The sequence below is a fragment of the Pseudomonas sp. G.S.17 genome, assembly GCF_038096165.1.
Classification (GTDB): domain Bacteria; phylum Pseudomonadota; class Gammaproteobacteria; order Pseudomonadales; family Pseudomonadaceae; genus Aquipseudomonas.
Genome location: NZ_CP151076.1, coordinates 4,969,628 through 4,994,220 on the forward strand (window position 1 = coordinate 4,969,628; position 24,593 = coordinate 4,994,220).

Annotated in this window: 20 protein-coding genes and 1 tRNA gene; 8 read left to right on the forward strand and 13 right to left on the reverse strand. The window is 57.7% G+C overall.

Annotated features, from left to right (window positions below; all coding sequences use genetic code 11):
* Positions 1-36: 36 nt before the first annotated feature.
* From AABC73_RS23125 to AABC73_RS23135, 3 genes are all read left to right on the forward strand, one after another.
* The gene (locus AABC73_RS23125; RefSeq protein WP_341521121.1) at positions 37-732 is read left to right on the forward strand and encodes a pseudouridine synthase; all 696 of its coding nucleotides are present in this window, start codon (positions 37-39) and stop codon (positions 730-732) included.
* A 297-nt stretch (positions 733-1,029) separates the two neighbouring features.
* The gene (locus tag AABC73_RS23130; RefSeq protein ID WP_341521122.1) at positions 1,030-1,923 is read left to right on the forward strand and encodes an alpha/beta hydrolase; all 894 of its coding nucleotides are present in this window, start codon (positions 1,030-1,032) and stop codon (positions 1,921-1,923) included.
* Between the two features lie 154 nt (positions 1,924-2,077).
* Positions 2,078-2,151, forward strand: a tRNA-Gly gene (locus AABC73_RS23135).
* Between the two features lie 110 nt (positions 2,152-2,261).
* On the opposite strand, the gene AABC73_RS23140 is transcribed toward AABC73_RS23135, so the two are convergent.
* The 13 genes from AABC73_RS23140 to AABC73_RS23200 all read right to left on the reverse strand — a co-directional run bounded on the left by AABC73_RS23140 (position 2,262) and on the right by AABC73_RS23200 (position 16,352).
* Entirely contained in the window at positions 2,262-2,777 is a 516-nt protein-coding gene (locus AABC73_RS23140; RefSeq protein WP_341521123.1) for a Bro-N domain-containing protein, read from the reverse strand.
* Between the two features lie 534 nt (positions 2,778-3,311).
* Complete coding sequence (locus AABC73_RS23145; RefSeq protein ID WP_341521124.1) at positions 3,312-3,635, reverse strand: DUF2025 family protein; 324 nt, start codon at positions 3,633-3,635, stop codon at positions 3,312-3,314.
* 56 nt (positions 3,636-3,691) lie between these two features.
* On the reverse strand, positions 3,692-4,840 hold the full coding sequence (gene yiaY, locus AABC73_RS23150; protein ID WP_341521125.1) for an L-threonine dehydrogenase: 1,149 nt from the start codon (positions 4,838-4,840) through the stop codon (positions 3,692-3,694).
* A gap of 134 nt (positions 4,841-4,974) precedes the next feature.
* Complete coding sequence (locus AABC73_RS23155; protein WP_341521126.1) at positions 4,975-5,472, reverse strand: hypothetical protein; 498 nt, start codon at positions 5,470-5,472, stop codon at positions 4,975-4,977.
* A 185-nt stretch (positions 5,473-5,657) separates the two neighbouring features.
* On the reverse strand, positions 5,658-6,875 hold the full coding sequence (locus AABC73_RS23160) for an SAM-dependent methyltransferase (RefSeq protein ID WP_341521127.1): 1,218 nt from the start codon (positions 6,873-6,875) through the stop codon (positions 5,658-5,660).
* A 114-nt stretch (positions 6,876-6,989) separates the two neighbouring features.
* Positions 6,990-7,466, reverse strand: coding sequence for a hypothetical protein (locus AABC73_RS23165; RefSeq protein ID WP_341521128.1), 477 nt, complete (start codon positions 7,464-7,466; stop codon positions 6,990-6,992).
* 294 nt (positions 7,467-7,760) lie between these two features.
* On the reverse strand, positions 7,761-8,750 hold the full coding sequence (locus AABC73_RS23170; protein ID WP_341521129.1) for an IS5 family transposase: 990 nt from the start codon (positions 8,748-8,750) through the stop codon (positions 7,761-7,763).
* A gap of 59 nt (positions 8,751-8,809) precedes the next feature.
* Positions 8,810-9,265 carry a hypothetical protein gene (locus AABC73_RS23175; RefSeq protein WP_341521130.1) on the reverse strand — a complete coding sequence of 152 codons (456 nt, stop codon included), beginning with the start codon at positions 9,263-9,265 and terminating at the stop codon, positions 8,810-8,812.
* A 2-nt stretch (positions 9,266-9,267) separates the two neighbouring features.
* The gene (locus AABC73_RS23180; protein WP_341521131.1) at positions 9,268-10,338 is read right to left on the reverse strand and encodes a hypothetical protein; all 1,071 of its coding nucleotides are present in this window, start codon (positions 10,336-10,338) and stop codon (positions 9,268-9,270) included.
* Entirely contained in the window at positions 10,335-14,057 is a 3,723-nt protein-coding gene (locus tag AABC73_RS23185; RefSeq protein ID WP_341520541.1) for a hypothetical protein, read from the reverse strand. The genes AABC73_RS23180 and AABC73_RS23185 overlap by 4 nt, the downstream gene beginning before the upstream one ends.
* 263 nt (positions 14,058-14,320) lie before the next feature.
* Positions 14,321-14,938: a TPM domain-containing protein gene (locus AABC73_RS23190; RefSeq protein WP_341521132.1), complete on the reverse strand. Its 618-nt coding sequence runs from the start codon at positions 14,936-14,938 to the stop codon at positions 14,321-14,323.
* 26 nt (positions 14,939-14,964) lie between these two features.
* A complete protein-coding gene (locus AABC73_RS23195) occupies positions 14,965-15,726 on the reverse strand; it encodes a TPM domain-containing protein (protein ID WP_341521133.1) in 762 nt (253 codons plus the stop codon).
* Positions 15,726-16,352, reverse strand: coding sequence for a LemA family protein (locus AABC73_RS23200; RefSeq protein WP_341521134.1), 627 nt, complete (start codon positions 16,350-16,352; stop codon positions 15,726-15,728). Before AABC73_RS23200 ends, AABC73_RS23195 begins: the two co-directional genes overlap by 1 nt.
* Before the next feature lie 259 nt (positions 16,353-16,611).
* On the opposite strand from AABC73_RS23200, the gene bglX reads away from it, so the two are divergent.
* From bglX to AABC73_RS23225, 5 genes are all read left to right on the forward strand, one after another.
* Complete coding sequence (gene bglX / locus AABC73_RS23205; protein ID WP_341521135.1) at positions 16,612-18,921, forward strand: beta-glucosidase BglX; 2,310 nt, start codon at positions 16,612-16,614, stop codon at positions 18,919-18,921.
* 157 nt (positions 18,922-19,078) lie between these two features.
* Positions 19,079-20,848: an ATP-binding protein gene (locus AABC73_RS23210; protein WP_341521136.1), complete on the forward strand. Its 1,770-nt coding sequence runs from the start codon at positions 19,079-19,081 to the stop codon at positions 20,846-20,848.
* Positions 20,842-22,167, forward strand: a complete 1,326-nt coding sequence (locus AABC73_RS23215) for a sigma-54 dependent transcriptional regulator (protein ID WP_341521137.1) — start codon at positions 20,842-20,844, stop codon at positions 22,165-22,167. The genes AABC73_RS23210 and AABC73_RS23215 overlap by 7 nt, the downstream gene beginning before the upstream one ends.
* 321 nt (positions 22,168-22,488) lie before the next feature.
* Positions 22,489-23,814, forward strand: a complete 1,326-nt coding sequence (locus tag AABC73_RS23220; protein WP_341521138.1) for an MFS transporter — start codon at positions 22,489-22,491, stop codon at positions 23,812-23,814.
* A 355-nt stretch (positions 23,815-24,169) separates the two neighbouring features.
* Complete coding sequence (locus AABC73_RS23225; RefSeq protein ID WP_080482199.1) at positions 24,170-24,562, forward strand: hypothetical protein; 393 nt, start codon at positions 24,170-24,172, stop codon at positions 24,560-24,562.
* Positions 24,563-24,593 lie beyond the last annotated feature (31 nt).

A 24,593-nucleotide genomic window follows, 5' to 3' on the forward strand; every position in this document is an offset into this window, starting at 1 on the left:
ACCCTGTCGCCCTTCCCCACTCATATTGCCAAACCCATGCGTCTTGATCGTTTCCTCAGCAACCTGCCGCGCTTCAATCGCAAGGACGTACGCCTCGCCCTGGCAGGCCGACGGGTAAAGGTTGATGGTCACGTGATCAGCGACGCGCACCATGATGTGCGTGAGTTCAGCTGTGTCGAGTTTGATGGCGAAATCCTGCAGGCTGGCAAACCGGCCCGCTACTTCATGCTGCACAAGCCCCAGGGCTGCGTCAGCGCCACCGTCGACCCGCAGCATCCGACCGTTATCGACCTGCTGGACGAGCCGGACAAACACGACTTGCACATTGCCGGCCGGCTGGACTTCAACACCACCGGTCTGATGCTGATCACCAATGACGGGCAATGGTCGCGTCGGCTGACGCTGCCCCAGACCAGGTTGCCGAAGATCTACTATGTTGAAACCGAGCAGCTTATCAACGACCGCTACGTCGAGAAATTCGCTGCCGGTTTTTACTTCGCCTTCGAGGACATCACCACTCAGCCGGCCCGATTGACCCTGCTCGGCACGCACTCGGCCAGACTGGAAATCGTCGAGGGGCGCTACCATCAGGTCAAGCGCATGTTCGGCCACTTCGATAACAAAGTGCTGCGCCTGCATCGTGAAAGCATCGCCAGCCTGAGCCTGGACCCCGGCCTGGAGCCAGGCCAGTACCGCGCGCTGCATCCCGCGGAAATCGCGGCTATCGGCTAAACGACTACCGCCGGGCAGAACACGCAGTTCAATGTACGAACGGCACTTGCGGGTTTGCCTCTCCCCTGCTTGAATCCAATCGTCGGTCCACATGTGACCGATGAGTCATGAACGCATTCTAAGAAATCCTTTTGTCGACCAGAGCCCCGGCTCCCGACAAATCGCCCGCCAATAACAATACCTGTCGAACAGATAGTTTCGGATCGACCTGGGCCCCTTAAGGCGAATGCCAACCTGTCACGAAACTCGTGCAATTTCGATTGCGCGCAAAACTGTTTACGCCAGGAGACATACGATATGAGGCCAGAAATCGCTGTGCTTGATATACAGGGACAGTTTCGGGTTTACACGGAGTTTTATCGGGCAGATGCCGCAGAGAAGACCATCATCCTGGTCAACGGCTCACTGGCCACCACTGCGTCATTTGCGCAGACCGTGCGTAACCTTCATCCCCAATTCAACGTGGTGCTTTACGATCAGCCCTACGCGGGCAAATCCAAGCCCCACAACGTCAACGCAACGCCGTTGACCAAAGAAGCAGAAGGCCAGATCCTGCTGGAGCTGATCGACCATTTCAACGCCGAACACATCATGTCGTTCTCGTGGGGAGGCGCGGCGGCGCTGATTGCGCTTTCGCTCCGACCACAACGGATCGAGAAGGCTGTGATCAGTTCGTTCTCGCCGGTCGTCAACGAGCACATGCGAGATTATCTGGAGCGCGGCGTCCTGCACCTGGGTGCTCACGCGCGTTATGAAGTGGGCAACCTGGTCAACGACACGATCGGCAAGCACTTGCCGCCATTGTTCAAGCGTTTCAACTATCGGCATGTCAGCAGCCTGGAAACCCATGAGTATGACCAGATGCACTTTCACATCAGCCACGTCCTGAACCTGGATCAGAACGAGTACCTGAACGCGGCGAAAAACATCAATGTGCCGGTGCTGTTCATGAACGGCGAATGGGACGAATACACCGCCCCCGCCGATGCCAGGCTCTTTGACCAGGTAGTGAAAGACAGCACCTTCACGACGATACGCGCCACGGGGCATTTCCTCGACATGGAACACAAAGCCGCTTGCCGCGACTCGCGTTTCGCGTTGCTGGACTACCTCACACCCCCAACGCCAACACGCAACCGTCAGACCTTCCACTACAGACAGGCCCAGACACAACATGCCTTCGCCCTCTGAACCCAACGCTCGACCGAGCCGGGAAACCATTCGCCAGCGCGACAACGCCGTAATCGGCGAATGGGCTCCGTGGATCTAAGTCGGGTTTAACGGCCGACAAGAAATTAGCGCTTCAATTCAGCCGCCCATTCTGGTACAAAGTCAGCCGCTCAGAGCGGGTGTCGTATAATGGCATTACTCCAGCTTCCCAAGCTGATAACGAGGGTTCGATTCCCTTCACCCGCTCCATATCACTCTTCCCCGCACCATCCCCTATCGTTTGAAATGACCTACAGCCCAGCCGTTACGGGCCTTGGTCCCCGAAGCAAACCATCCGTACCCTGCCACCGCCGCGCTATTCACATCGACAGAAAACGCGTCGCTTTTTTCCACCAGGGACGTTTGGTGCGGGCTTCGTGCAGCAGCACGTTGGGCATGTCGCGCAGGCGGATCCAGGGTTCGTCTTGCCAATGCAGCAAGTTCAAGGAAACGCCAGCCCAGTCCAGCAGGCCGATGGTCGGGCGTTCAGGGTGGCCGAGGTGATTGGCGTCACGCAGCGCCGGGACGACCTGTAGCGTCAGCCATTCACGCAGCTCGCGGTTTTGTGGGCCATGGTGGTAGACCAGCAAGGCATAAGCGCCCGATTCGCTGATCATCAGCGCATCCTGAGTCAGGCCGTGACGATGCAGGACCAGGGTGCGGCGTTGATCATGGTCGAGCTTGCGCGTCTTGCGTTCGTCGAGGAACAGGCCCATTAGATGCCCCAGATCCCGAGCGCAGAACCAGACCTGGTTTTCCAGGAGCAGCGCGTGCAGTTGGATATGGTGGCGGGTGAATAGGGTTGGGATGTGAGGATGGGACGTCGTGTAATCCATTTGAATATTTCCGTATCAGCCTAAGGCCAGTACCCTCGTCGCCAAACAAAGGTGGCAGCTGTGTGCGGGTTGGCGAACCGGTACGGACACCCGGCAGACCCGAAGGTCTCCCACACACAACAGCCATAACAAAACGCAGGCACAAACATGCCGCGAATGCAGGTTGATGTACAGGTTCCGTAACCAGATCGCCAAATCCGGTGCTGAGTTTTCAGCAGTCGACGAGGTTAAATCCCCCGCCCTGCCGGAACAAGCTGACAAATGTAGGACGCGCCGCCGCAAGGTGTGGGAGTTGCCGACTGCATTCTATGTTTTGGCAAATCAAACCACCCGTTCGCTGAACCCGTTGGAGGCTTGCCCGCGAACCAGGCACCGCGGTAGGCGAGACGATCGCGTTATGGTTCTTCGCGGGCAAGCCTCGCTCCAACGGAGTCGTGTTCAAATCTGGCATATCACCTCGCGAATAAGTTCGCTCAGTGAAATGCGATTTCGCAGACACCGCCAAACGCGCGCGGGCAAGGTCAACAGCCGGGATTAAACCTTCACCCGCCGCTCCACCACGATTTCCGGCAGGTCGAGCCGGCGCATGTAGACGCGCAGCGGTTCGGTGATGCGCAGGCGGTCGTCAATGTTTTGTTCGAGCAGCAGTTGCAGGCGTTCCCGGCTCAGGGTCATGAGTTCGTTGTCTGCCGGCGACCAGACGAATTCGCAGGTGGGCGTGATGCTGTCGTCGGCGACGTCCATGCCGAAGGAGTCTTCGCTGAAGCGCACGATATGGCGATGGGCCTTGTGGTGGTAGCCGACGAACCCGGCGAGTCGGTCGGCTGCTTCACAGATAGCGCTGGAGGTGGTTTTCATCGATGACCTCTGGAGAAGTTCGAGCCCGCGATTCGCCGAATCGCGGGCAATGGCGATCAGAGTGCGCGACGAAAGATGTCTTCGATCTGCAGTTGATCGGCAGGTCGCGGGTTGGTCAGGCCGCAGGCGTCTTTGAGGGCATTGGCGGCCAGAATCGGGAAGTCTTCTTCCTTGACGCCCAGCGCGGTGAGGCCCGGTGGAATGTCGATGGAGCTCGACAGGCTGCGGATTGCCGCAATCGCCGCACGGGCGCCCTCTTCAGGGGACAGGCCGCGGGTGTCTGCGCCCATGGCGTGGGCAACGTCGCTCAGGCGGGCCGGGCAAACGCTGGCGTTGAAGCTTTGCACGTGGGGCAGCAAAACCGCGTTACACACGCCGTGCGGCAGATCATAGAAGCCGCCCAACTGGTGCGCCATGGCATGCACGAAACCCAGGGACGCGTTGTTGAAAGCCATGCCCGCGAGGAATTGTGCGTAGGCCATGTTTTCCCGTGCGGTCAAATCCGAACCATCCACCACGGCCTTGTGCAGGTTTTCGGCGATCAGCGCCATGGCCTTGAGTGCGCAGGCGTCGGTGATCGGCGTTGCGGCAGTCGAGACATAGGCTTCGATGGCGTGAGTCAGGGCGTCCATGCCGGTAGCCGCAGTCAGTGACTTCGGCATCTTGGCCATCATCGCCGGGTCGTTGACCGACAACAGCGGCGTGACGTTGCGATCAACGATGGCCATTTTCACGTGGCGCACTTCATCGGTAATGATGCAGAAACGGGTCATTTCGCTGGCGGTGCCGGCGGTGGTGTTGATGGCGATCAGCGGCAATTGCGGCTTGGTGGAACGGTCCACACCTTCGTAATCACTGATGTGCCCGCCATTGGTGGCGCACAACGCGATCCCTTTGGCGCAGTCATGGGGCGAACCGCCTCCCAGGGAAATCACGAAATCGCATTCACGTTCGCGCAGCATGGCCAGGCCATTTTCAACATTGCTGACGGTCGGGTTGGGCCTGGCGCCATCGTAGACCACCGAGTCGATGCCCTGCTCCACCAGCAAACCGGCGATCTGCGCGGCCAGTCCGGCTTTGGCCAAGCCGGCGTCGGTAACGATCAACGCCTTGAGAAAGCCGTAATTGCGGATGGCTTGCATGGCCTCATCGAGGCAACCCAGGCCCATGATGTTCACGGAGGGTATGAAAAAAGTGCTGCTCATGACGGATCCTCATTGCTAACGATCAGCCGAGCGATTGCACAACAACCCGGCGGGGGGAATGCTTGCAGCATGAGCGCTGGCAACGAGCATGAGGTTGATCCAGCTCAAGGAACCGACAGGTTCTCGACCGGCGTTTACTCGGGAATGGTGCGCGTACGGTTGCAGTGCGCCAGGTGAATGACATCGAAGTCATACCTGGACCAGGTCGCAGCCGGCGGGCTCGGCTCATCGAAACTGAAGCGGTACCTCAGCTGAATCCCCGGATTGCAGCGGGTCCTCGAATCGGCGGCCGAGCGAGACATCGCGTATTTCCACCAGCGATCAACCACGCAAACGAGTTGCGGGGCATCTGCCTCAGTCATGCAGACACCCTGCGCCGCCGCGAACAGGGCCCGGATTTGCTCCGGGTTCTTACCGCGAACAAATTGTTGCGAGATGATCTGCCCGCGCTCGATATTGTTGAAAAGATCGCGGCCGCCGCCTCGAACCTGCATCACGACCTCCGCGAACGGGTCATCGGGCAAGCCTGAATAATCGTGTTGCGAGGCAGTGCTGACGGTGCAAGCCGGCAGCGACGCGGCAATCACTGCGAGCAACAAGGGGCGATGGGCTTTTCTGATCTGAATGGACATGCTGGAACCTGCGCAAAGGGCGCCAGCGCTTGAATATTCATCCCCTGCGCCAGCTTCGTAACGCAGGACTTTGCCCGCCGGCGGGCTCGGCGAGAATCCGACAGATGTCGGGGGTGGATGATTTTCAGCCGAGTCCTACACGCTCGTAAGACCCGTACCTCGACAACCCGAGACTGTGCTGACAGTCAGCTGATGAAACCGTCTGCCACCAGCAAGGTTTCCAGGCATTGTTCCTGAATCCCGTAGAAGGTTTTCAGCTCCTGGATGCGGGCCAGGATGTCGCTGGACTTGAGCGGTTCGGCGCGTTTTACCGCGAGGATCATCTTGTTTTTGTTGGTGTGTTCCAGCGAGATGAACTCGAACACTTTGGTCTCGTAACCGCAGGCCTCGAGCAGCAGCGCGCGCAGGCTGTCGGTGACCATTTCCGCTTGCTGGCCCATGTGCAGGCCGTATTGCAGCATGGGTTTGAGCAGCGCCGGGCTCTGGATTTGCAGACGAATCTGTTTGTGGCAGCACGGCGAACACATGATGATCGACGCCCCGGAACGAATGCCCATATGAATGGCGTAATCGGTGGCGATGTCACAGGCATGCAGGGCAATCATCACGTCCAGCGCACTCGGCGCCACGCTGCGCACATCGCCGCACTCGAACACCAGGCCCGGATGATCAAGGCGAGCAGCGGCGTTGTTGCACAGCGTGACCATGTCTTCGCGCAGTTCGACGCCAGTCACCTGCCCTTCGGCCTGCAAGGTATTGCGCAGATAGTCATGAATGGCGAACGTCAGGTAACCCTTTCCCGAACCGAAGTCCGCGACCTTTATCGGCTGATCGAGTTTGAGCGGCGAAGACGTCAGCGCGTGGGAGAACACCTCGATGAACTTGTTGATCTGCTTCCACTTGCGCGACATGGAAGGGATCAGTTCATGCTGTTTATTGGTCACGCCCAGATCCGTCAGGAATGGCCGGGTCAGCTCCAGATAGCGCTTCTTCTCCCGATCATGCCCGGCCGTTGGCGCTTCACGCTCTTGCTGGGCCTTGCTCTTGAACAGCGTGCTTTTACCTTTCTTGCCGTATTCGAACTGCACTTCGTCGGTCAGCGACAGCAAATGCGCGTTCTTGAATGACTCCGGCAGCAAGCCACCGATCAGCTGAACAGCCTCGGCCAGCGGCAGATTCTTGGTGATATCGCGAGTCTTGTAGCGATAGACGAACGACAGACACGGCTGATCCTTGACGGTCAGCTGCTTGATAATCACCCGCTGCAACTCGGCTTCGTCACCGACGTATTTGGCCAGGACCAGCTTGATAAATGAGTTCTGCGACAGGCTGTTCTCCAGCAAACCGAGAAACTGGGCATGGTGGTCCTGGGCAGACTGGGCGGGAGTTGCAGTGACTGACATCGAAAAACGCCTCGGGGCGGGCTGAAGCTGGAAAGCAGCGAAGCCGGGTATTTTAGGCGGGTTGTGGGGTGGGGGTTAATTTAATTCTGTGTAAATCACTCAGCGTCGTCATTCCTAATCCACATACCGCACATGCCTTGCCATCAAGTTTGGGCGTTTGAAGGTGTCAATGTTATCGATGTTTTCCAGCAACTGGCTGAGCTGCTGTTTGTAGGTTTCGTCGTCCATATCGATCCAGAAGCGTGGATTACGGCCGGTTTTCAGGTCGTGGGCCGCAGTGGTTGGGTCCAGGTGGCGAAACTCTTCATAGCGCGGTAAATCCGGCAGCGGGCGACTGGTGTCCATGTAGTTCTGCAGGAAGTCCCACAACGCGCAGGGCATTTGCCAGCGGTTATCGACGTTCACCAGCGAAGAGAAATTGATGACGATATCCCGATAACGATGGGCAATACACAACACATGATTCATCGAACCCTGCCGATCCGGCCCGGATTCGAGGTAGGCGTCGAACTCATAAAACGGCGCGGTTATTTCGCCGATGGTGCCGTTCTTTTTGTATTCGCCGTTATTGTTGTAATCGAACAATGTCACAAGTCCGGTGCGGCGGTTTAGTTCCCATATGGGGCCTCGGGAGGGTTTTACCCAGAGTTTGGGGAATTTGTAGATGACGAGGCTACTTAATGCCCAAGCCGCCGAACAAGGGAGAATAGTTAAATAAGCCGTGTCTAGCATGCCGTAGAGAAACCCCATTAGGGAAGGTCTGAAATAGGCAGACGTTTTCAACGGCCCCGTTGCTTGAGGCTCAAAAAATGTCGACTCAATCGAAAATCAGACCTTTTCCTCTATTAATTCCCCTTTTTTCTGCGTATGAGCGCTTTTCAGCGCTCATTGTCCGCAATACAGACGCACCTCTCCTGCATTCAGCAATCGTTTTCGCATCATCCACAGGTTCGACAGCGCAAACAGCGTGGTCTGCTGTGCGGTGTTTTTAACAAGGCCCCGGAAGCGCACTTTCGTATAACCAAACTGACGCTTGATCACTCGAAACGGATGCTCAACCTTGGCACGCAGCTGAGCTTTCGCGTATTCGATTTTGCGACGCATGCGCCCGATCAGGCTCTTCTTTGCATGCTTTTTATAGCTGCTGGGCCGCGCCGCAATCGACCAGATCATTTGGCGATCTTGATGCTCGGGACGCTTTTCGACGCCGGTGTAACCGGCATCGCCAGAGACGTAAGTTTCTTCTCCGTGCAGTAACTGATCGACCTGGGTTACGTCCGCCACATTCGCCGCAGTGCCCACTACGCTATGCACCAAACCGGATTCGGCATCGACACCGATGTGCGATTTCATCCCGAAGAAATATTGATTTCCTTTCTTCGTCTGGTGCATCTCAGGGTCACGTTTTCCGTCCTTGTTCTTGGTCGAACTCGGCGCATGAATGATCGTCGCATCGACCACGGTGCCTTGGCGCAGCAACAAACCACGGTCGCCCAAATAGCCATTGATCACCTGCAAAATCCCGCCGGCCAACTCATGTTTTTCCAGCAGTCGGCGGAAATTGAGGATCGTGGTTTCGTCCGGAATCCGATCCAGATGCAGCCCGGCAAACTGGCGCAAAATTGTGGTTTCGTAGAGCGATTCTTCCATGGCCGGGTCGCTATAACCGAACCAGTTTTGCATCAAATGAACCCGCAACATCGCCATCAACGGATAGGCCGGACGACCACCTTCGCCCTTCGGATAGTGCGGTTCGATCAGTTTGATCAAGCCATTCCAGGGCACGACCTGATCCATCTCGTTCAGGAAGCGCTCACGGCGGGTTTGTTTGCGTTTGCCAGCATATTCGGCGTCAGCGAAGGAGATTTGCTTCATCGGGGCTCAACCGTTCAGTGTTTGGGACTGGCGTATTTCACCAGATTTGGAAGTCTTTTTCAGAGTTTCCTTAGAGAGGGAGTAGGAGCATCAAACTCAAAAATAACACCGACCAAAACTACGACAGGACTAAACAATAAAGCCCACCACTTCCCAAACATATTCATATACAACCAGAATTGCGCACGCGCTGCCCAAAGCGAAAATCTGAACCGCTCATGGTCGTGTCTGTCATGGAAATCTACATGTTCGTAAGGCGCGGCAACGTAGGTACCCAACGCAAGTTTCTCCTCGCGCTCTTTCCGCATATCTGCTTGCAAACGTAACTTCTCAGGCGCACGTTCACGCAGAAAATCATCTGGGGCAACGTTTTGAGATTCCCCCCAAGGCAGACGTTTCTTGGCAAACCGTTTTAGCCAAGAGCGCTCCGTGGAGGGCGCTTGATTGGGAATGCTGTCTGAACGATAAGCCGTAGCGGCGTAGAAATACATGTTACCGTTATTCAAACTTGTCATTATCAATCCATATACCGCACATGCCGCGCCATCAAGTTTGGGCGTTTGAAGGTGTCGATGTTATCGATGTTTTCCAGCAACTGGCTGAGCTGCTGCTTGTAGGTTTCATCGTCCATATCAATCCAGAAGCGCGGGTTGCGGCCGGTTTTCAGGTCGTGGGCGGCGGTGGTCGGGTCCAGGTGGCGAAACTCTTCATAGCGCGGCAGATCCGGCAGCGGGCGACTGGTGTCCATGTAGTTCTGCAGGAAGTCCCACAACGCGCAGGGCATTTGCCAGCGGTTATCGACGTTCACCAGCGAAGAGAAATTGATGACGATATCCCGATAACGATGGGCAATACACAACACATGATTCATCGAACCCTGCCGATCCGGCCCCGACTCCAGATAAGCATCGAACTCGTAAAACGGCGCAGTAATTTCGCCAATAGTGCCGTTCTTTTTGTATTCGCCGTTATTGTTGTAATCGAATAGCGTGACCAGACCGGTGCGGCGGTTTAGCTCCCAGATGGGGCCTCGGGAGGGTTTTACCCAGAGCTTGGGGAATTTCCTCAAGATTAATGAGGCTGCGGCCCATGCTACATATAACGGAAGCATCGTCACGTAAAACGTTTCATCGAACAAACCCCATAATGCCTCGAAATAAGGCTCGCGAGACTTTGCTGCTAATGCAAGCGCAGTAAGAATGTATATGGGAGTAAATATCAGAGACCACCCTTTCCCAAAAATATACAAGTACGACCAAAATTGGGAGCGTGAAGACCAGAGCGAAAACCTGAACCGCTCATGGTCGTGCCGATCATGAAAATCTACATGTTCGTAAGGCGCAGGAACGTAAGTACCGGCCGCAATTTTCTCTTGGCGTTCTTTACGCATATCTTCACGAAAACGTAGGTTGTTCGGCGAGCGCCGTCGCATAAATGCGTCCGGTGCAAGGCTCAGCGCCCGCCCCCACGGTAAGCGCTTTTTGCTAAAACGCCTGAGCCATGACCGCTCCGTTGAAGCTTGTTGCTTAGGAATGCCGTCTGAACGATAAGCGGTATCTGCATAGTAAGGCGTCTTCTGGGTACTCATTTCGCGGTCTTCGCCCGATTCTCGGTTTCGTCGGCCCAGAACAGCCGTTTGGTAACTTCAAAATCGGGTCTGGCGTAAGTCGACCCGAAGGGGGTTGGATCTTTGGGCGGTGGCGCCGGAAAGACCCAGGTACGCTGCCCGTCATTGAGCGACAATTGAGCGCGCACGCGCCATACGTGATAGACCTCGGGCAAGTTTTGCGCAGGTTCCGCCTTATAGGAGAAAGGTGTTTTGACGAACAGCTCCAGGGCGCCCGGCAATAGCCGATAGGCAACTGGCGTTACAGCTATCTGCGAGCTGCTGGTCTTGCTGCGGTCGCTGTATTGATCGAAAAAGACTTCAAAGCTTTTCAGATTGAGGAAAGCCTGAGTCCCGAACTCGCCCGGTCCATTCAATAACCCGCTCAAATTACTTTCAATACGAATTCGCGTATTGGCGCTGCGCACCGGAAAAGGTACCGTGGCGCGAAAATCCAGCAGGCCGTCAGCAACGTATTCAGGGTTGCGGTCGATACTGATTCGGATATCGGCGAACAGACTGACCAGATAGTAGAAGGCATTCTGAGGGTCTTGCAGGTGTGGCGCGACATTATGCTGATCGTCGCCAAAGGGCCCTTTTTTTAGCCAGTCGTCGATGGGCTTGCTGCTCAGCCAGTACGACAATCCTGCGCCAGTGGCAATCAATAACAGCGCAGCCCAACCCATAGGACTCAAACCAAGGAAGGTGCTGCCCCCAGCGACAACACTACCCAAAGCCGCCGTCAACCCGCCGGAAGCCATGACTAGTTGGCCTATATAGGCATCATCACCCCACCTGTAGGAATGCCACGCGTCGTAAATACTGATCCCGGTAAAAAGCAAACCTGCTCCAATCTGGCTGAACAAGCGAGCGCTGTACTCCTTAACTAGATACTCGCTTAAGGGACCCAGAAGCCGCTCCGCGAATGCTTCCGGAATGGTAAGCACAGTTTTGCGTCCAGCTGCCAAGACAGAATTACTACCAGCCAGCTTCACAGTCAGCGCCTCGAATGCGATAGCCAAATCAAGTCCCGCGCCCGCAACCCCGACAAAGCCACGAAGCCCCTCCTTCTCCCTAACCGTCTGTTCCCATCCGTCAAACTCATTACTCAGATTGTAAATCTCCAACCCCACAATCAGACCCGCCACGATCACCGAATCCAACACGCGAAAAGCCGTACTGTCCCGCATCGAATCCCGCAGCTTGATCGCACTCTCCAGCCCACTCAGCTTGTCTGCCTTGTCCGCCGCGCGCTTGGCCACGTCTTGTTGCCAAGCGTCGTTAAACCGTTGATTGAGTCGGCTAACTGTCATGGCCGTACGGTGGTTGCGCGGGATGCCGAGCACGATTCGTTCTGGGGGCAGATCCGGCTGCGGCCGAGCAAAACCGTGATCCTCGGCGGGGGATTTCATGACGCCATTCTGGTTGCGATAAACCCCGTATGCCTGTGCAGAGCGGCCGATGTTCTCGGGCATGTCGTCCAGGCCGAAAACGTAATAGGCCTTTCTCCGGGCGTCAGCGTGAGACAGGAAGTGCAGGTCGCCAAAGGTTTGCGGCAACATGCCGCGCAGTTGGGCGAGGCTGCGTCGATGCGCCGCTTCGTTCAGTCGAAAGCGTTTGGCAGCAGGGTCTTGCAGTGCAATGTGTTGCGCGCCATGGACCGCTCGTTCGGCGGCTTCGAGGGCGCCTTGCAGGTTTTCATTGATCGCGACCAGCGCAGCCGCGCCGGCCTTCGCTTCAAGGGTCAGGGTAGTATTGAGGCCCCCGCTTTTCAGCAAACTCGCCAAAAACATTGCATCGATCGTCGAGTACGCACCAGCGGGAGCAACACTGTCCTGTTCGGTACTGGCCAGTTCCGTCGCCCGAAAAGTGCCGTCGCCTTGATTGACCTCCGGGTTGGCGGGTGCCTGATATGGCGCGTCGAGATCCTGTTGCCCGGCATCCGGCCAGAGCATGCGGTGCATTGGATGTTGCGGGTCATTGCTGACGTGGGCGATCCACTGTTGGCCGACGCTGGCGTCGGGGCTGTAGAGGCTGAGGCCGGTCATGGCGTCGGTGATGTCGCCGCTGGCGGCCAACGGGTCGTAGCCCGACGGGCCCAGCGCCAGGGTGACGAACAGTTGGCTGACAAAATGAAAAGCCGCCGCGTATTTGAAGCCATCGAGGCTCAGGTGGTCGGCGAGGCATTGTTCAGTCTGCCGTTGTTGCAGGCACTCGCTGAGCAGCGATTGGCTCATTTCCTGCTGACGCCACAGCTGGGCGCGTTCGCTGCTGGCGGTGAAGCGGTTGATATCCAGCCGGCTCTTTTCCTTGAGCATGTCGAGTTGCTGATGCAGCGGGTTCTTCTTGCCGCCGATGGATTGCGGAACAATCAGTTGTTGCACCAGCAAGGCGCTGGCGTGATGCGGATAGCGCTGCGCCCGCTCGCCGCACAGTTCCAGCAGGTGACGCTGGTCATAAATCCGGGTGCTCAGATGCCGCAGGCGGTACTGGGTGTCGAGCAGCATCACGCCGTAGAGCGCGCGGGATCGCGCCGTTTGCAACACGTCTGCCGCAGGCGGTTGAGCCGTCCACAGGCCCGCATCGCCTTGGGTATTCGGGTCGACGATGTGCTCAAGGCATTGTGCCCAGGCGCCGATTTCCAGCGGCAATGGCACGTAAGGCGCGGTCCCCGCTTCACATAGCCGCACATGTTTGCGGGCAGCGCTGAATGCATTTGCCAGAAACTCTCCGCTCAGGTCGCACAGGTAGCGCGCTGGCTGGTCGATCATCCACTCAAAACCGGTCTGGCGCGCGCGTTGCGGGGCCGGGACTGACAGCGGAAAAGCGCCGCGATTGAGGTTCAACCAGGTGATATGGGCTCTACTGGCCGCAGCCTGATTCTCCTTGTCACGCACATCAAAATTGCTGAAAGCGTCCAGCATGGCCACGCCATCCGGTCGGTTGGCAAAGACCGTTTTGGAGCGTTCTTTCGAGACCCGCAGGTCCGGGCTTTGACAGCGCTGACGACGCAACGCCGAGTCGCTTTCCAGACGCTGCAATCGAGCCCCGCTCAGCTGCACTTCGCTGAAACACAGTTGCGCGTCTACCGGTCGATCATTCCAGTTGGATGGTAACCAGATGTCGTCCAAAGCCTTGCCGGTAGCGAGGCGCGCTTCGTCGCCGAATCCCTCACCCTCGCGAAATTTCTCCAGTTCGATATCGTGATAGGTGGTGCGCTCGTCGCTGATCCGGACTTCCAGTTCACGCCACAGCCTGCCGTCGACGAAGACATAAATAAACCCGGCGCGGCACAACACGGGAGTGCCATGATCGTGAGCGCTGTTGACGCCGGGCAGGGCCACAAAGGGCAGCACCGGGACGATCTGGTTCCACTGTTGATCGAGTTGCCTCTTCGTAATGCGGGTTTCCGGAAGCGGCAACAGGATCGGCTTGCCCTGTGTGGTCTCGATTTCCAGCATCAGGCGATGCTTGGGCTCGCCGGACCAGTCCCAGACATGCAAGGCGCTGGGCGCGCACATGTAAGCGGTGACGATTTCGGGACGGTCTTGCGCGGTAACTGCATCCAGCCGTTTGCTGGCGTCTTTCTCGTAGAAAGCCAGGCGTTGGGTCGAAGGATGATGCGTGCCAACCACCTGAACGATGAGTTTGTTGATTTCGCAGCACGGGCCACGGCTCAGGGTGCCAACGGGATTAGGCATGTCAGGACTCCTGTCCTGTCACGAAATGCGAGCAGCGAGATGCGATAGGCATGGTCAAGTCCTGGCCGTAAAAGCACAGAACTTTGCGTCTTGATGGCTGAAGAGTAAGTCAGCAAGGAACGGGTAAAACCGTGGGAAATTTCCGAGATTTGTGACGTCATTTCCGGCTGGATTGCGACGTCGTTAGAACGCTGGAACCCCAGCTAACACGCACCGCCGCATCGTCGAACTTGAGACTCCCATCTTTGTACCAATCAATCGGCTCACCCCAACACCACCAACCGATTCGGCAACTCATTCCTGACCTGGGTAACCGGCACATGTTTCGCCAGCACTTCCCCGCAGCCTTCAATACAGTCGAGAAAGCCCTGCAAGGTCTGACCGTTGCGCACGTGCTGGGTGAAAACGTCGATCAGGGCTTGCCAGGTGTCGTCATGCAGGCGGCTGGAAATGCCGTGATCGACGAGGATTTCTACGTAGCGTTCGGCTTCGCAGACGAAGATCAGGATGCCGGTGCCGCCTGCCGTGTGGTGCAGGTTTTGCTCCAGGAACTGGCGACGGGCCAGATTGCCCGCGCGCCAATGGCGAACCGAGGCGGGAACCAGATACATGGTCAGCGGGCCGAAACGGCAGATCAGTGCCACGACGATAAAGGTCACGATTTGCGTCAAGAGCAGTTCGTTGGCGCTCAACCAGCCGGAAAAATAATTGAGCAGGCCTGGCACCAGCAAAGCCACCAGCCCGGCCCAGATCAGCGGGACATAGGTGTAATCGTCGGCCTGGCGGGCCAGCACCGTCACCAGTTCAGCATCAGTGCGCAGTTCGACCCGCGCGATTGCCTCGGCGACCTGGCGCTGTTGGTCTTGATTCAGTAAAGCCATGGTTGCGTCACTCATTGATCCATCGATTACCAACTGCCCGACGCACCGCCGCCGCCGAAGCTGCCACCGCCGCCACTGAATCCACCGCCGCCACCGCCACTTGAGCCACCGGAACCGAGTCCACCCAGACCGCCCAGCCCACCGGCAGTAATAAAGCCTCCTCTGCCGCCCCGACCACCGCCGCCACGCCCGGACCTCAGGAAAATCAGGATCAGGAAAACCACCACGATGATCAGCACTGGCACATTGTCGAAACCCGTGCCCTGCTGTTCAGCGTCGGTCGCCGCTTGCGGTTGCGCCAGTGGATTGCCGCCCAGCACCTGAATGATCGCCTGCGCACCCTGAGTAATGCCGCCGGCGAAGTTGCCGGTTTTGAAGGCGGGCGTGATCACCTGATTGATGATCACCGAAGACTGCGCATCAGTCAGGCGCTCTTCCAGGCCGTAGCCCACTTCGATTCGCACCTTGCGATCATCACGGGCGACGATCAGCAGCGCGCCGCTGTCCTTGCCCTTCTCGCCAATCCCCCACGCCCGGCCCAGCTGATAGCCGAAATCCTCGATGCTGGTGCCTTGCAAATCCGGCAGCGTGACCACCACCACTTGCTCGCCGGACGCCTGTTGGTGGGCCTCAAGCATCTGCGTCAACTGCGCTGAACTCTGCGCGTCGAGCAACTGCGCGTTATCGACCACGCGCCCGGTCAGCGGCGGAAATACCAGCGCGGCCTGCGCCGACAAGGCGCAGGCCCACAGTAGAAGGACCGGCAGCGCGAGCCGCAACGCCTTCATCAGAACTTCACTTCCGGGGCTTTCTCGGAACCTGGCGTTGTCGCCTCGAAGTTCGGGCGAATCGGCAAGTCGCTGTACATCACGGTGTGCCAGAGACGACCCGGAAAGGTGCGAATCTCAGTGTTATAGCGCTCGACCGAGGCGATGAAGTCACGACGCGCAACGGCGATGCGGTTCTCCGTGCCCTCCAGTTGCGACTGCAATGACAGGAAGTTCTGGTTAGCCTTGAGGTCCGGATAGCGTTCGGAAACCACCATCAAGCGGCTCAATGCACCCGTCAGCTGACCTTGGGCGTCCTGGAACTGCTTGAGTTTGGCCGGATCGTTCAAGGTATTGGCATCGACCTGGATCGACGTCGCCTTGGCCCGGGCTTCGATGACCGCCGTCAGCGTGTCTTGCTCGTGTTTGGCGTAGCCTTTGACGGTTTCCACCAGATTGGGGATCAGGTCGGCGCGACGCTGATACTGGTTCTGCACCTGAGCCCAGGCCGCTTTCACCTGTTCGTCGTAAGTGGGGATGTTGTTGATGCCGCAGCCGCTTAACAGGCTGGTGAGCAGCAGTAAAACGCCGGTTGCCCAGGTATAGCGACGTCCGCTGTGAGGCTGGCAACGCTGTAAAAGAATCATTATGTAACTCCTGTAATGGCTATTTATTCCGTATGGCTCAAGTGATTTTAGCCAAAACAGAAGTTCCCCGGCATAATCCGTCGCCAACGCCGGATCATCGGATAAAAAGTGGCTGCGCTACAAAGATGCCGGTAATGACAAAGAGTTCAGCGGCATCCCATCGCCCCTGACCGACAATAAGCGCCAAAGGTCTAAAACCCAAAATATGGCTGCCTGACATTTAACGTAAGTTGCAGGCAAAAGCCTTGAGAAATTATTCATGAATAAGCTGTGTTTACTCGGTCTTCTGGTCAGTCTGGCCAGCCAGCCAGTGTTGGCTGCAAGCAATGTCAGTGCGCCGGTCGCCCCTAATCAGGCCACGTTGCAGGCGAAAAACGCGTTCATTTCCAATCTGCTCAAGCAAATGACCCTCGATGAAAAAATCGGGCAATTGCGGCTGATCAGTATCAGTTCGGAAATGCCACAGCCGATGATTCTCAAGGAGATCGCCGCAGGCAGGATTGGCGGTACGTTCAATTCCATCACACGCTCGGAAAACCGCCCGTTGCAGGAAGCCGCTGTCGCCAAGAGTCGTCTGAAGATTCCGATGTTCTTCGCCTACGACGTGGTCCACGGCCATCGCACGATTTTCCCGATCAGCCTGGGCCTCGCTGCCAGCTGGGACATGGACGCCATCGCCTTGAGCGGTCGCATTTCAGCCATCGAGGCCAGTACCGACAGCCTGGACATGACCTTCGCGCCAATGGTGGATATTTCCCGCGATCCGCGCTGGGGCCGGTCCTCCGAAGGTTTCGGTGAAGACACCTATCTGGTGTCGCGAATCTCCGACGTGATGGTCAAAGCCTTCCAGGGCAAGAGCACAGCCGCCTCGGACAACATCATGGCCAGCGTCAAGCACTTCGCCTTGTACGGCGCAGTTGAAGGTGGCCGGGATTACAACACCGTGGACATGAGTCCTACGCGTATGTACCAGGATTACCTACCGCCTTATCGCGCAGCGGTTAATGCCGGCGCGGGCGGCGTGATGATTGCCCTCAACTCGATCAACGGCGTGCCTGCGACCTCCAACAAATGGTTGCTGCAAGACCTGTTGCGCAAGGATTGGGGCTTCAAGGGCGTCACCATCAGTGATCACGGCGCGATCAAGGAACTGATCGAACACGGCGTGGCGAAAGATTTCCGCGAAGCCGCCAAGCTGGCCATCAAGGCTGGCGTCGACTTGAGCATGAACGACAAGGCCTACGGCGAAGAACTGCCAGGGCTGGTGAAAGATGGCGAAGTTTCCGTCAAGGAAATCGACAACGCCGTACGTGAAGTGCTGGGCGCCAAATACGACATGGGCTTGTTCGCCGACCCGTACCTGCGCATCGGCAAAGCAGCACAGGACCCGGCCGATACCTATTCCGACGACCGCCTGCACCGCACTGAAGCACGGGATGTTGCGCGCAAGACCCTGGTTTTGCTGAAAAACAAGGACGAAACCCTGCCGCTGAAAAAACAGGGCACCATCGCCGTGATCGGCAGCCTGGCCAAGAGTCAGCTGGACATGCTCGGCAGCTGGTCTGCCGCCGGCCGGCCGAATCAGTCGGTCACTGTGTATGACGGTCTGGCCAATGCCGTAGGCGACAAGGCCAAACTGGTTTATGCCCGTGGCGCCAACGTCAGTGACAACGACCATATCAACGAATACCTGAACTTCATCGAGCACGAAGTCGATGTCGATCCACGTCCTGCCCAGGAAATGATCGACGAAGCGGTCAAGACCGCCGAGCAGGCCGATGTAATCGTTGCCGTGGTTGGCGAGTCCCGTGGCATGTCGCATGAAGCGGCCAGCCGCAGCAGCCTGAACATTCCCGGCAAACAACGCGACCTGATCAAGGCGCTGAAGGCAACCGGCAAGCCGCTGGTCCTGGTGTTGATGAACGGTCGCCCGCTGGTGCTGGTCGACGAACTGGCTCAGGCCGACGCGATGCTGGAAACCTGGTTCCCCGGCACCGAAGGCGGCAACGCCGTGGCAGACGTGCTGTTCGGCGACTACAACCCGTCCGGCAAACTGGCCATGTCGTTCCCACGTTCAATTGGCCAGCTTCCTACTTACTACGCGCACTTGAACACCGGTCGCCCTTACTCTCCGGACAAGGTCGGCAACTACACGTCGCACTACTTCGAGGAAACCAACGGCCCGCTGTTCCCGTTCGGTTACGGCTTGAGCTACACGCAGTTCGACGTATCGGACATCATCCTGTCGGCTAAGGACATGCCCCGCAAAGGCAAGTTGACCGCTAGCGTGACGGTGAAGAATACCGGCAAGGTTGCTGGCGCGACGGTGGTTCAGCTGTATCTGCGCGACGTTGCCGCGTCCATCAGTCGTCCGGTCAAGGAGCTGAAGAACTTCGAGAAAGTCATGCTGCAGCCCGGTGAAGAGAAAGTCGTGAGCTTCACCCTCAGCGAAGACGATTTGAAGTTCTATGATCCGAGCCTGAAATACGCCGCAGAAGCCGGCGAATTCAAGGTCATGATCGGCCTTGATTCGGAAGCGTTGAAGCAGGCCAGTTTCAATTTGTTGTAAGGCTGCAACTGCAGAGTAATTCTGTGGGAGCGAGCTTGCTCGCGAAGAAGGCAGTAGGAACAGCGCATTTTTCTGCGTCTGAAATATTGCCTTCGCAAGCAAGCTTGCTCCCACAAGTTTTGTGTCTTCTGCCCGCCATAAATCAGGCAAGCCCCTTATGCCATTCACCTCCCGCACCTTACGCATCGTCCTTTATGCACTGCTGATTCTCGCCGGTGCAGGCGTGTCGGCGGGCTTGGCGATGCGTCAGGCGCAGCGACATGCGTTGTCGGACGATGCCGCAAGGGCTGGCGTTCAGCTGTCCCTTTACGCCAACACGCTGCACACCTGGATTGAACGCTATCGGGCGCTGCCTGCGGTGTTGGCGCTGGACCCGGAAATACGCGCGGCACTCAACGGCCCGATCACGGCGCTGTCCCAGGATGCGCTGAATCGCAAGCTGGAGCGTATCAACGGTGCGGCGCAATCCTCGACCCTTGAGCTGCTGGACCGTGATGGCCTCGCCGTCGGCGCCAGCAACTGGCGTTTACCCAGCAGTTACGTCGGCCATAACTACGGCTTTCGTCCTTACTTTCAGCAAACCAGGGCCAAGGGCGTCGGCCGCTTTTACGCGGTAGGTGTTACCAGCGGCATTCCTGGTTATTTTTTGTCCAACGCAGTGGTGAACGATAAAGGCGGGTTTCTCGGTGCAATGGTGGTCAAGCTGGAGTTTCCCGACCTCGAGCATCAATGGGCGCAGGGCGACGATCTATTGTTGATCAGCGATGCCAAGGGCATCGTGTTCATCGCCAACCAGCCTGGCTGGCGTTATCGCGAGTTGCAGCCGATTTCGGTTGAGGACCGCGCGCAGCTGCTCAGTACCCGGCAATACGACCGGCAACCGCTATCCCCATTGCGCCGCCGTGAACTGCGCGAGTTTGGCGAAAACAGCCATTTGACCCGTATTGACGGCCCTGACGAAACGGCGGATTACCTCTGGCAATCAATGCCCTTGCCTGCCGAAGACTGGACCTTGCATCTGCTGCGCAAACCGCAGATGGCCAGCGAAGACATTCGCAATGCAGGCATTGCCGCCGCCGGTGCCTGGCTGACGCTGGTGTTCCTTGGGTTATTTCTTTATCAGCGCTGGCGTCTGGCGCGCATGCGCGAACGCAGCCGCGACGAACTGGAGCGTCAGGTGCTGGAGCGCACTGTGGAACTGCGCACGGCTCAAGACGGCCTGGTGCAATCAACCAAACTCGCGGCGCTGGGGCAGATGTCCGCAGCACTGGCGCACGAAATCAATCAACCGCTGACGGCCCAGCGCATGCAACTCGCCACCTTGCGCTTGTTGCTCGATCACGGGCGCATCGATGATGCCTATAAAGCTCTGGCGCCGCTGGACCAGCAACTGACGCGCATGGCGGCGCTGACCGGGCACTTGAAAACCTTCGCCCGCAAAAGCCCTGGAGGCCTGCGCGAGCGCCTGGATCTGGCCGCAGTGGTCGATCAAGCCTTGCTGCTGCTGGATTCGCGCATCCGTGACGAACACATCCAGTGCGTGCTGCACCTGACCCGGCCCGCGTGGGTTCGCGGCGATGCCATTCGCCTGGAACAGGTGCTGATCAACCTGCTGCGCAATGCCCTGGATGCCATGAGCGACAAACCGCTCAAGCGTCTGGAAATCGTGATCAGCGCGCAGGAGAATCGCTGGTGCCTGAGCGTCATCGACAGCGGCGGAGGTATCGCCGATGAGCATATGGTCAGCCTGTTCGACCCTTTCTTTACCACCAAACCGGTCGGCGACGGCCTTGGACTGGGCTTGGCGGTGTCCTACGCCATCGTGCATGAACTGGGCGGACGACTTGCGGCGCAAAACCATGGTCATGGCGCGCGCTTCTCGTTCAGTCTGCCCAACGACTTCCTGGAGGCTGAACCCGCATGCTGAATTCCGTCATTGTCGTCGACGACGAAGCGCCGATCCGTGAGGCCGTGGAGCAATGGCTGACGCTGTCCGGATTCCAGGTGCAGGTTCATAGCCGCGCCGAGGATTGTCTGGCGAATCTGCCGGAACATTTTCCGGGGGTGGTTCTCAGTGACGTGCGCATGCCGGGCATGGGCGGCCTGGCGTTGCTGGCAAGGTTGCAAGCGCTGGACGCCGACCTGCCGGTCATCCTGCTGACCGGGCATGGCGATGTGCCGATGGCGGTGGATGCGATGCGCGACGGCGCCTATGACTTTCTGGAAAAACCCTTTAGCCCGGAAACCCTGCTGAGCAATCTGCGTCGGGCACTGGAAAAGCGCCAACTGGTTCTGGAAAACCGTCGTCTGCACGAACAGGCCGATGCCCGCTCGCAACTGGACGCGACGCTGCTCGGCGTTTCGCCTGGCTTGCAGACCTTGCGCCGACAGGTGCTGGATCTGTCGCAACTGCCAGTCAACGTGATCATTCGGGGTGAAACCGGCAGCGGCAAAGAGCTGGTTGCGCGCTGCCTGCATGACTTTGGTCCGCGCGCCAACAAGCCCTTCGTCGCCTTGAACTGCGCGGCGATCCCCGAACAGTTGTTCGAAGCCGAACTGTTCGGCCATGAAACCGGAGCGTTTACCGGCGCCCAGGGCAAGCGCATCGGCAAGCTGGAATACGCCGATGGCGGCACCTTGTTTCTCGATGAAATCGAAAGCATGCCGCTGGCCCAACAGGTCAAGTTGCTGCGCGTCTTGCAGGACAAACAGCTGGAACGCCTGGGCTCCAACAAGCCGATCAAGGTGGATCTGCGGATCATCGCGGCCACCAAGCCCGATTTGCTCGAAGAAGCCCGCGCCGGACGTTTCCGCGAGGATCTGGCCTACCGGCTGAATGTCGCTGAACTACGCCTGCCGCCATTACGCGAGCGCCGCGAAGACATTCCGCAGCTGTTTAACCATTTTGCGCAGGCGGCTGCGCAACGCCTGGGCCGCAAGGCGCCGGAACTCAGCGCTGCGCAGTTAAGCCAGTTGCTGACCCACGACTGGCCCGGCAACGTACGCGAACTGGCCAACGCCGCTGAACGCCAGACACTGGGCCTGAGCACGCCGGAACCGGTCGCGCTGGACGCCGGACCATCGCTCGCGGCGCAGCAGGAAGCGTTCGAAGCCCACTGCCTGCGCGCCGCCCTCACCCGGCACAAAGGCGAGATCAAGGCTGTGCTCCACGAACTGCAACTGCCACGCCGCACCTTGAACGAAAAGATGCAGCGGCATGGCTTGTTGCGCGAGATGTTTGTGTAAAACCTCGCATTCTGTTGGAGCGAAATTGTGTGGGAGCGAGCTTGCTCGCGAATACCAAAGACCCAAATTCCAATTTTCCTGACATCTCCCGCGCGTGGAAGAATGTTTTCGCGAGCAAGCTCGCTCCCACGGAAGGGGTGCCGAACGCAGCCCTCGGCAACTTTCCGCTCACTGACATCCGCACCATAAGCGGATTCCCGCTCATAAATCTCCGCAAACCCTTCTAAACCGGGCCTCTGTCCGCTGGCACAGCTCCTGCTATAGGAAAGCACGGCCGCATTTTGACGTGCCCTTCTAAAAACAATGAATGTAAGGAACATGATGGAAATCCCTACCTCCCTGTCGCAAGGGTCGACCAGCGCGCCTGCCGCTGTGAAGACCACCTCAAGTCGTCTCAAATCAATCTTCAGCGGTTCGGTCGGCAACATGGTCGAGTGGTATGACTGGTACGTCTACGCCGCCTTCTCGTTGTATTTCGCCAAATCCTTCTTCCCCAAGGGCGACACCACTGCGCAACTGCTCAACACCGCAGCGATCTTCGCCGTGGGCTTTTTGATGCGCCCGATTGGTGGCTGGCTCATGGGTTTGTACGCCGACCGCAAAGGGCGCAAGGCTGCCTTGATGGCTTCGGTGCTGTTGATGTGCTTCGGTTCGCTGATCATCGCCCTGACACCGAGCTATGAAATGATCGGCGTCGGTGCCCCGATCCTGCTGGTTTTCGCCCGTCTGTTGCAGGGTCTGTCGGTGGGTGGCGAATACGGCACCTCGGCAACCTATCTCAGCGAGATGGCGACCAAGGAGCGTCGCGGGTTCTTCTCCAGCTTCCAGTACGTGACGCTGATTTCCGGGCAGCTCATCGCTCTGGCCGTGTTGATCGTGCTGCAGCAAACCCTGACCACCGAACAGCTGTACGCGTGGGGCTGGCGTGTGCCGTTCGTGATCGGCGCGCTGTGCGCAGTGGTTGCGCTGTTCCTGCGTCGTGGCATGGAAGAAACCGAGTCGTTCACACGCAAGAAGAAAGAGAAGCCGAAAGAAAGCCTGATGCGCACGCTGATGCGCCATCCCAAGGAACTGATGACCGTGGTCGGCCTGACCATGGGCGGCACCCTGGCCTTCTATACCTACACCACGTACATGCAGAAATACCTGGTGAACACGGTCGGCATGAGCATCACCGACTCGACGACCATCTCGGCGGCAACGCTGTTTCTGTTCATGTGCCTGCAACCCTTAGTCGGCGCGCTGTCCGACAAGATCGGTCGCCGTCCCATCCTGATCGCCTTCGGGGTCATGGGTACGCTGTGTACCGTGCCGATCCTGACCACGCTGCACACCGTGCAAAGCTGGTGGGGCGCGTTCTTCCTGATCATGGCGGCGCTGATCATCGTCAGTGGTTACACGTCGATCAACGCCGTGGTCAAGGCTGAGTTGTTCCCAACTGAAATCCGCGCCCTGGGTGTTGGCTTGCCGTACGCATTGACGGTATCGATCTTTGGCGGCACCGCTGAATACATCGCGCTGTGGTTCAAGAGCATCGGTATGGAGACAGGGTATTACTGGTATGTCACCGCCTGCATCGCCGTTTCGCTGCTGGTTTATGTGTTCATGAAGGACACGCGCAAGCATTCGCGCATCGAAACTGACTGAGTCATATCAGCCTGATTGATCAAGGGCAGCCCCATTTGATGGGGTTGCCCTTTTTTCTGCGAGTGGCTTTAGCAAGGACGCAGATATTCTGGTGCAATTTTTCACTGAAAAATCAGAAAATACCGCAATCAGAGTTAACTATTTATTTTGTCAAGTCAGCTTATCGCAAGAGTTTTCAGAGAAATGCACCACCACCGCGCAATAACCCGCAACATGCCCGAAAACCGCGCCCTGCGGCCTACTATCATTTTTGGCGATGATCGCTAGCAACCCTATTAACTTCTTAATAAAAGTCAGGCGCGTAGCATTAGCTTCATACCGAGTCGCAAACAAATTCGATGTGGAGTAACTCATCATGAAAACCAACAAACTGATTTTTGGCCTGGCCTTCTCTGTACTGGCATCAAGCGCTTTCGCCCTTCCTGCCGTCGATACCAGCAACCTGCTCAATTCCACCGTTGTTGCTGAAGGCGGTTCGTCGCACACCAACGCGACCCACAACCCTCAAGCTGCTGATGGCGCTGATCACGTCGGTGCAAATCGTCTGGCCGCTGATGGTGCTGACCGAGTAGGTCAAAATCGCCAGGCTGCTGATGGTGCAGACCACGTCGGTGCTAATCGTCTGGCTGCTGACGGTGCCGACCATGTTGGTGCAAATCGACAGGCTGCCGATGGTGCTGATCACGTCGGTGCAAATCGTCTGGCGGCTGACGGCGCCGATCATGTTGGTGCAAACCGTCTGAGCTAATCGCTCAACGGCTACACCCAGCCCGGCTTAA

What these genes read in the sequence shown, in the direction of transcription:
- AABC73_RS23125 (WP_341521121.1), top strand. Translation starts at nt 37, where the DNA reads ATGCGTCTTGATCGTTTCCTCAGCAACCTGCCGCGCTTCAATCGCAAG.
- AABC73_RS23130 (WP_341521122.1), top strand. Translation starts at nt 1,030, where the DNA reads ATGAGGCCAGAAATCGCTGTGCTTGATATACAGGGACAGTTTCGGGTT.
- AABC73_RS23140 (WP_341521123.1), bottom strand. Translation starts at nt 2,777, where the DNA reads ATGGATTACACGACGTCCCATCCTCACATCCCAACCCTATTCACCCGC.
- AABC73_RS23145 (WP_341521124.1), bottom strand. Translation starts at nt 3,635, where the DNA reads ATGAAAACCACCTCCAGCGCTATCTGTGAAGCAGCCGACCGACTCGCC.
- yiaY (WP_341521125.1), bottom strand. Translation starts at nt 4,840, where the DNA reads ATGAGCAGCACTTTTTTCATACCCTCCGTGAACATCATGGGCCTGGGT.
- AABC73_RS23155 (WP_341521126.1), bottom strand. Translation starts at nt 5,472, where the DNA reads ATGTCCATTCAGATCAGAAAAGCCCATCGCCCCTTGTTGCTCGCAGTG.
- AABC73_RS23160 (WP_341521127.1), bottom strand. Translation starts at nt 6,875, where the DNA reads ATGTCAGTCACTGCAACTCCCGCCCAGTCTGCCCAGGACCACCATGCC.
- AABC73_RS23170 (WP_341521129.1), bottom strand. Translation starts at nt 8,750, where the DNA reads ATGAAGCAAATCTCCTTCGCTGACGCCGAATATGCTGGCAAACGCAAA.
- AABC73_RS23175 (WP_341521130.1), bottom strand. Translation starts at nt 9,265, where the DNA reads ATGACAAGTTTGAATAACGGTAACATGTATTTCTACGCCGCTACGGCT.
- AABC73_RS23180 (WP_341521131.1), bottom strand. Translation starts at nt 10,338, where the DNA reads ATGAGTACCCAGAAGACGCCTTACTATGCAGATACCGCTTATCGTTCA.
- AABC73_RS23185 (WP_341520541.1), bottom strand. Translation starts at nt 14,057, where the DNA reads ATGCCTAATCCCGTTGGCACCCTGAGCCGTGGCCCGTGCTGCGAAATC.
- AABC73_RS23190 (WP_341521132.1), bottom strand. Translation starts at nt 14,938, where the DNA reads ATGGCTTTACTGAATCAAGACCAACAGCGCCAGGTCGCCGAGGCAATC.
- AABC73_RS23195 (WP_341521133.1), bottom strand. Translation starts at nt 15,726, where the DNA reads ATGAAGGCGTTGCGGCTCGCGCTGCCGGTCCTTCTACTGTGGGCCTGC.
- AABC73_RS23200 (WP_341521134.1), bottom strand. Translation starts at nt 16,352, where the DNA reads ATGATTCTTTTACAGCGTTGCCAGCCTCACAGCGGACGTCGCTATACC.
- bglX (WP_341521135.1), top strand. Translation starts at nt 16,612, where the DNA reads ATGAATAAGCTGTGTTTACTCGGTCTTCTGGTCAGTCTGGCCAGCCAG.
- AABC73_RS23210 (WP_341521136.1), top strand. Translation starts at nt 19,079, where the DNA reads ATGCCATTCACCTCCCGCACCTTACGCATCGTCCTTTATGCACTGCTG.
- AABC73_RS23215 (WP_341521137.1), top strand. Translation starts at nt 20,842, where the DNA reads ATGCTGAATTCCGTCATTGTCGTCGACGACGAAGCGCCGATCCGTGAG.
- AABC73_RS23220 (WP_341521138.1), top strand. Translation starts at nt 22,489, where the DNA reads ATGGAAATCCCTACCTCCCTGTCGCAAGGGTCGACCAGCGCGCCTGCC.
- AABC73_RS23225 (WP_080482199.1), top strand. Translation starts at nt 24,170, where the DNA reads ATGAAAACCAACAAACTGATTTTTGGCCTGGCCTTCTCTGTACTGGCA.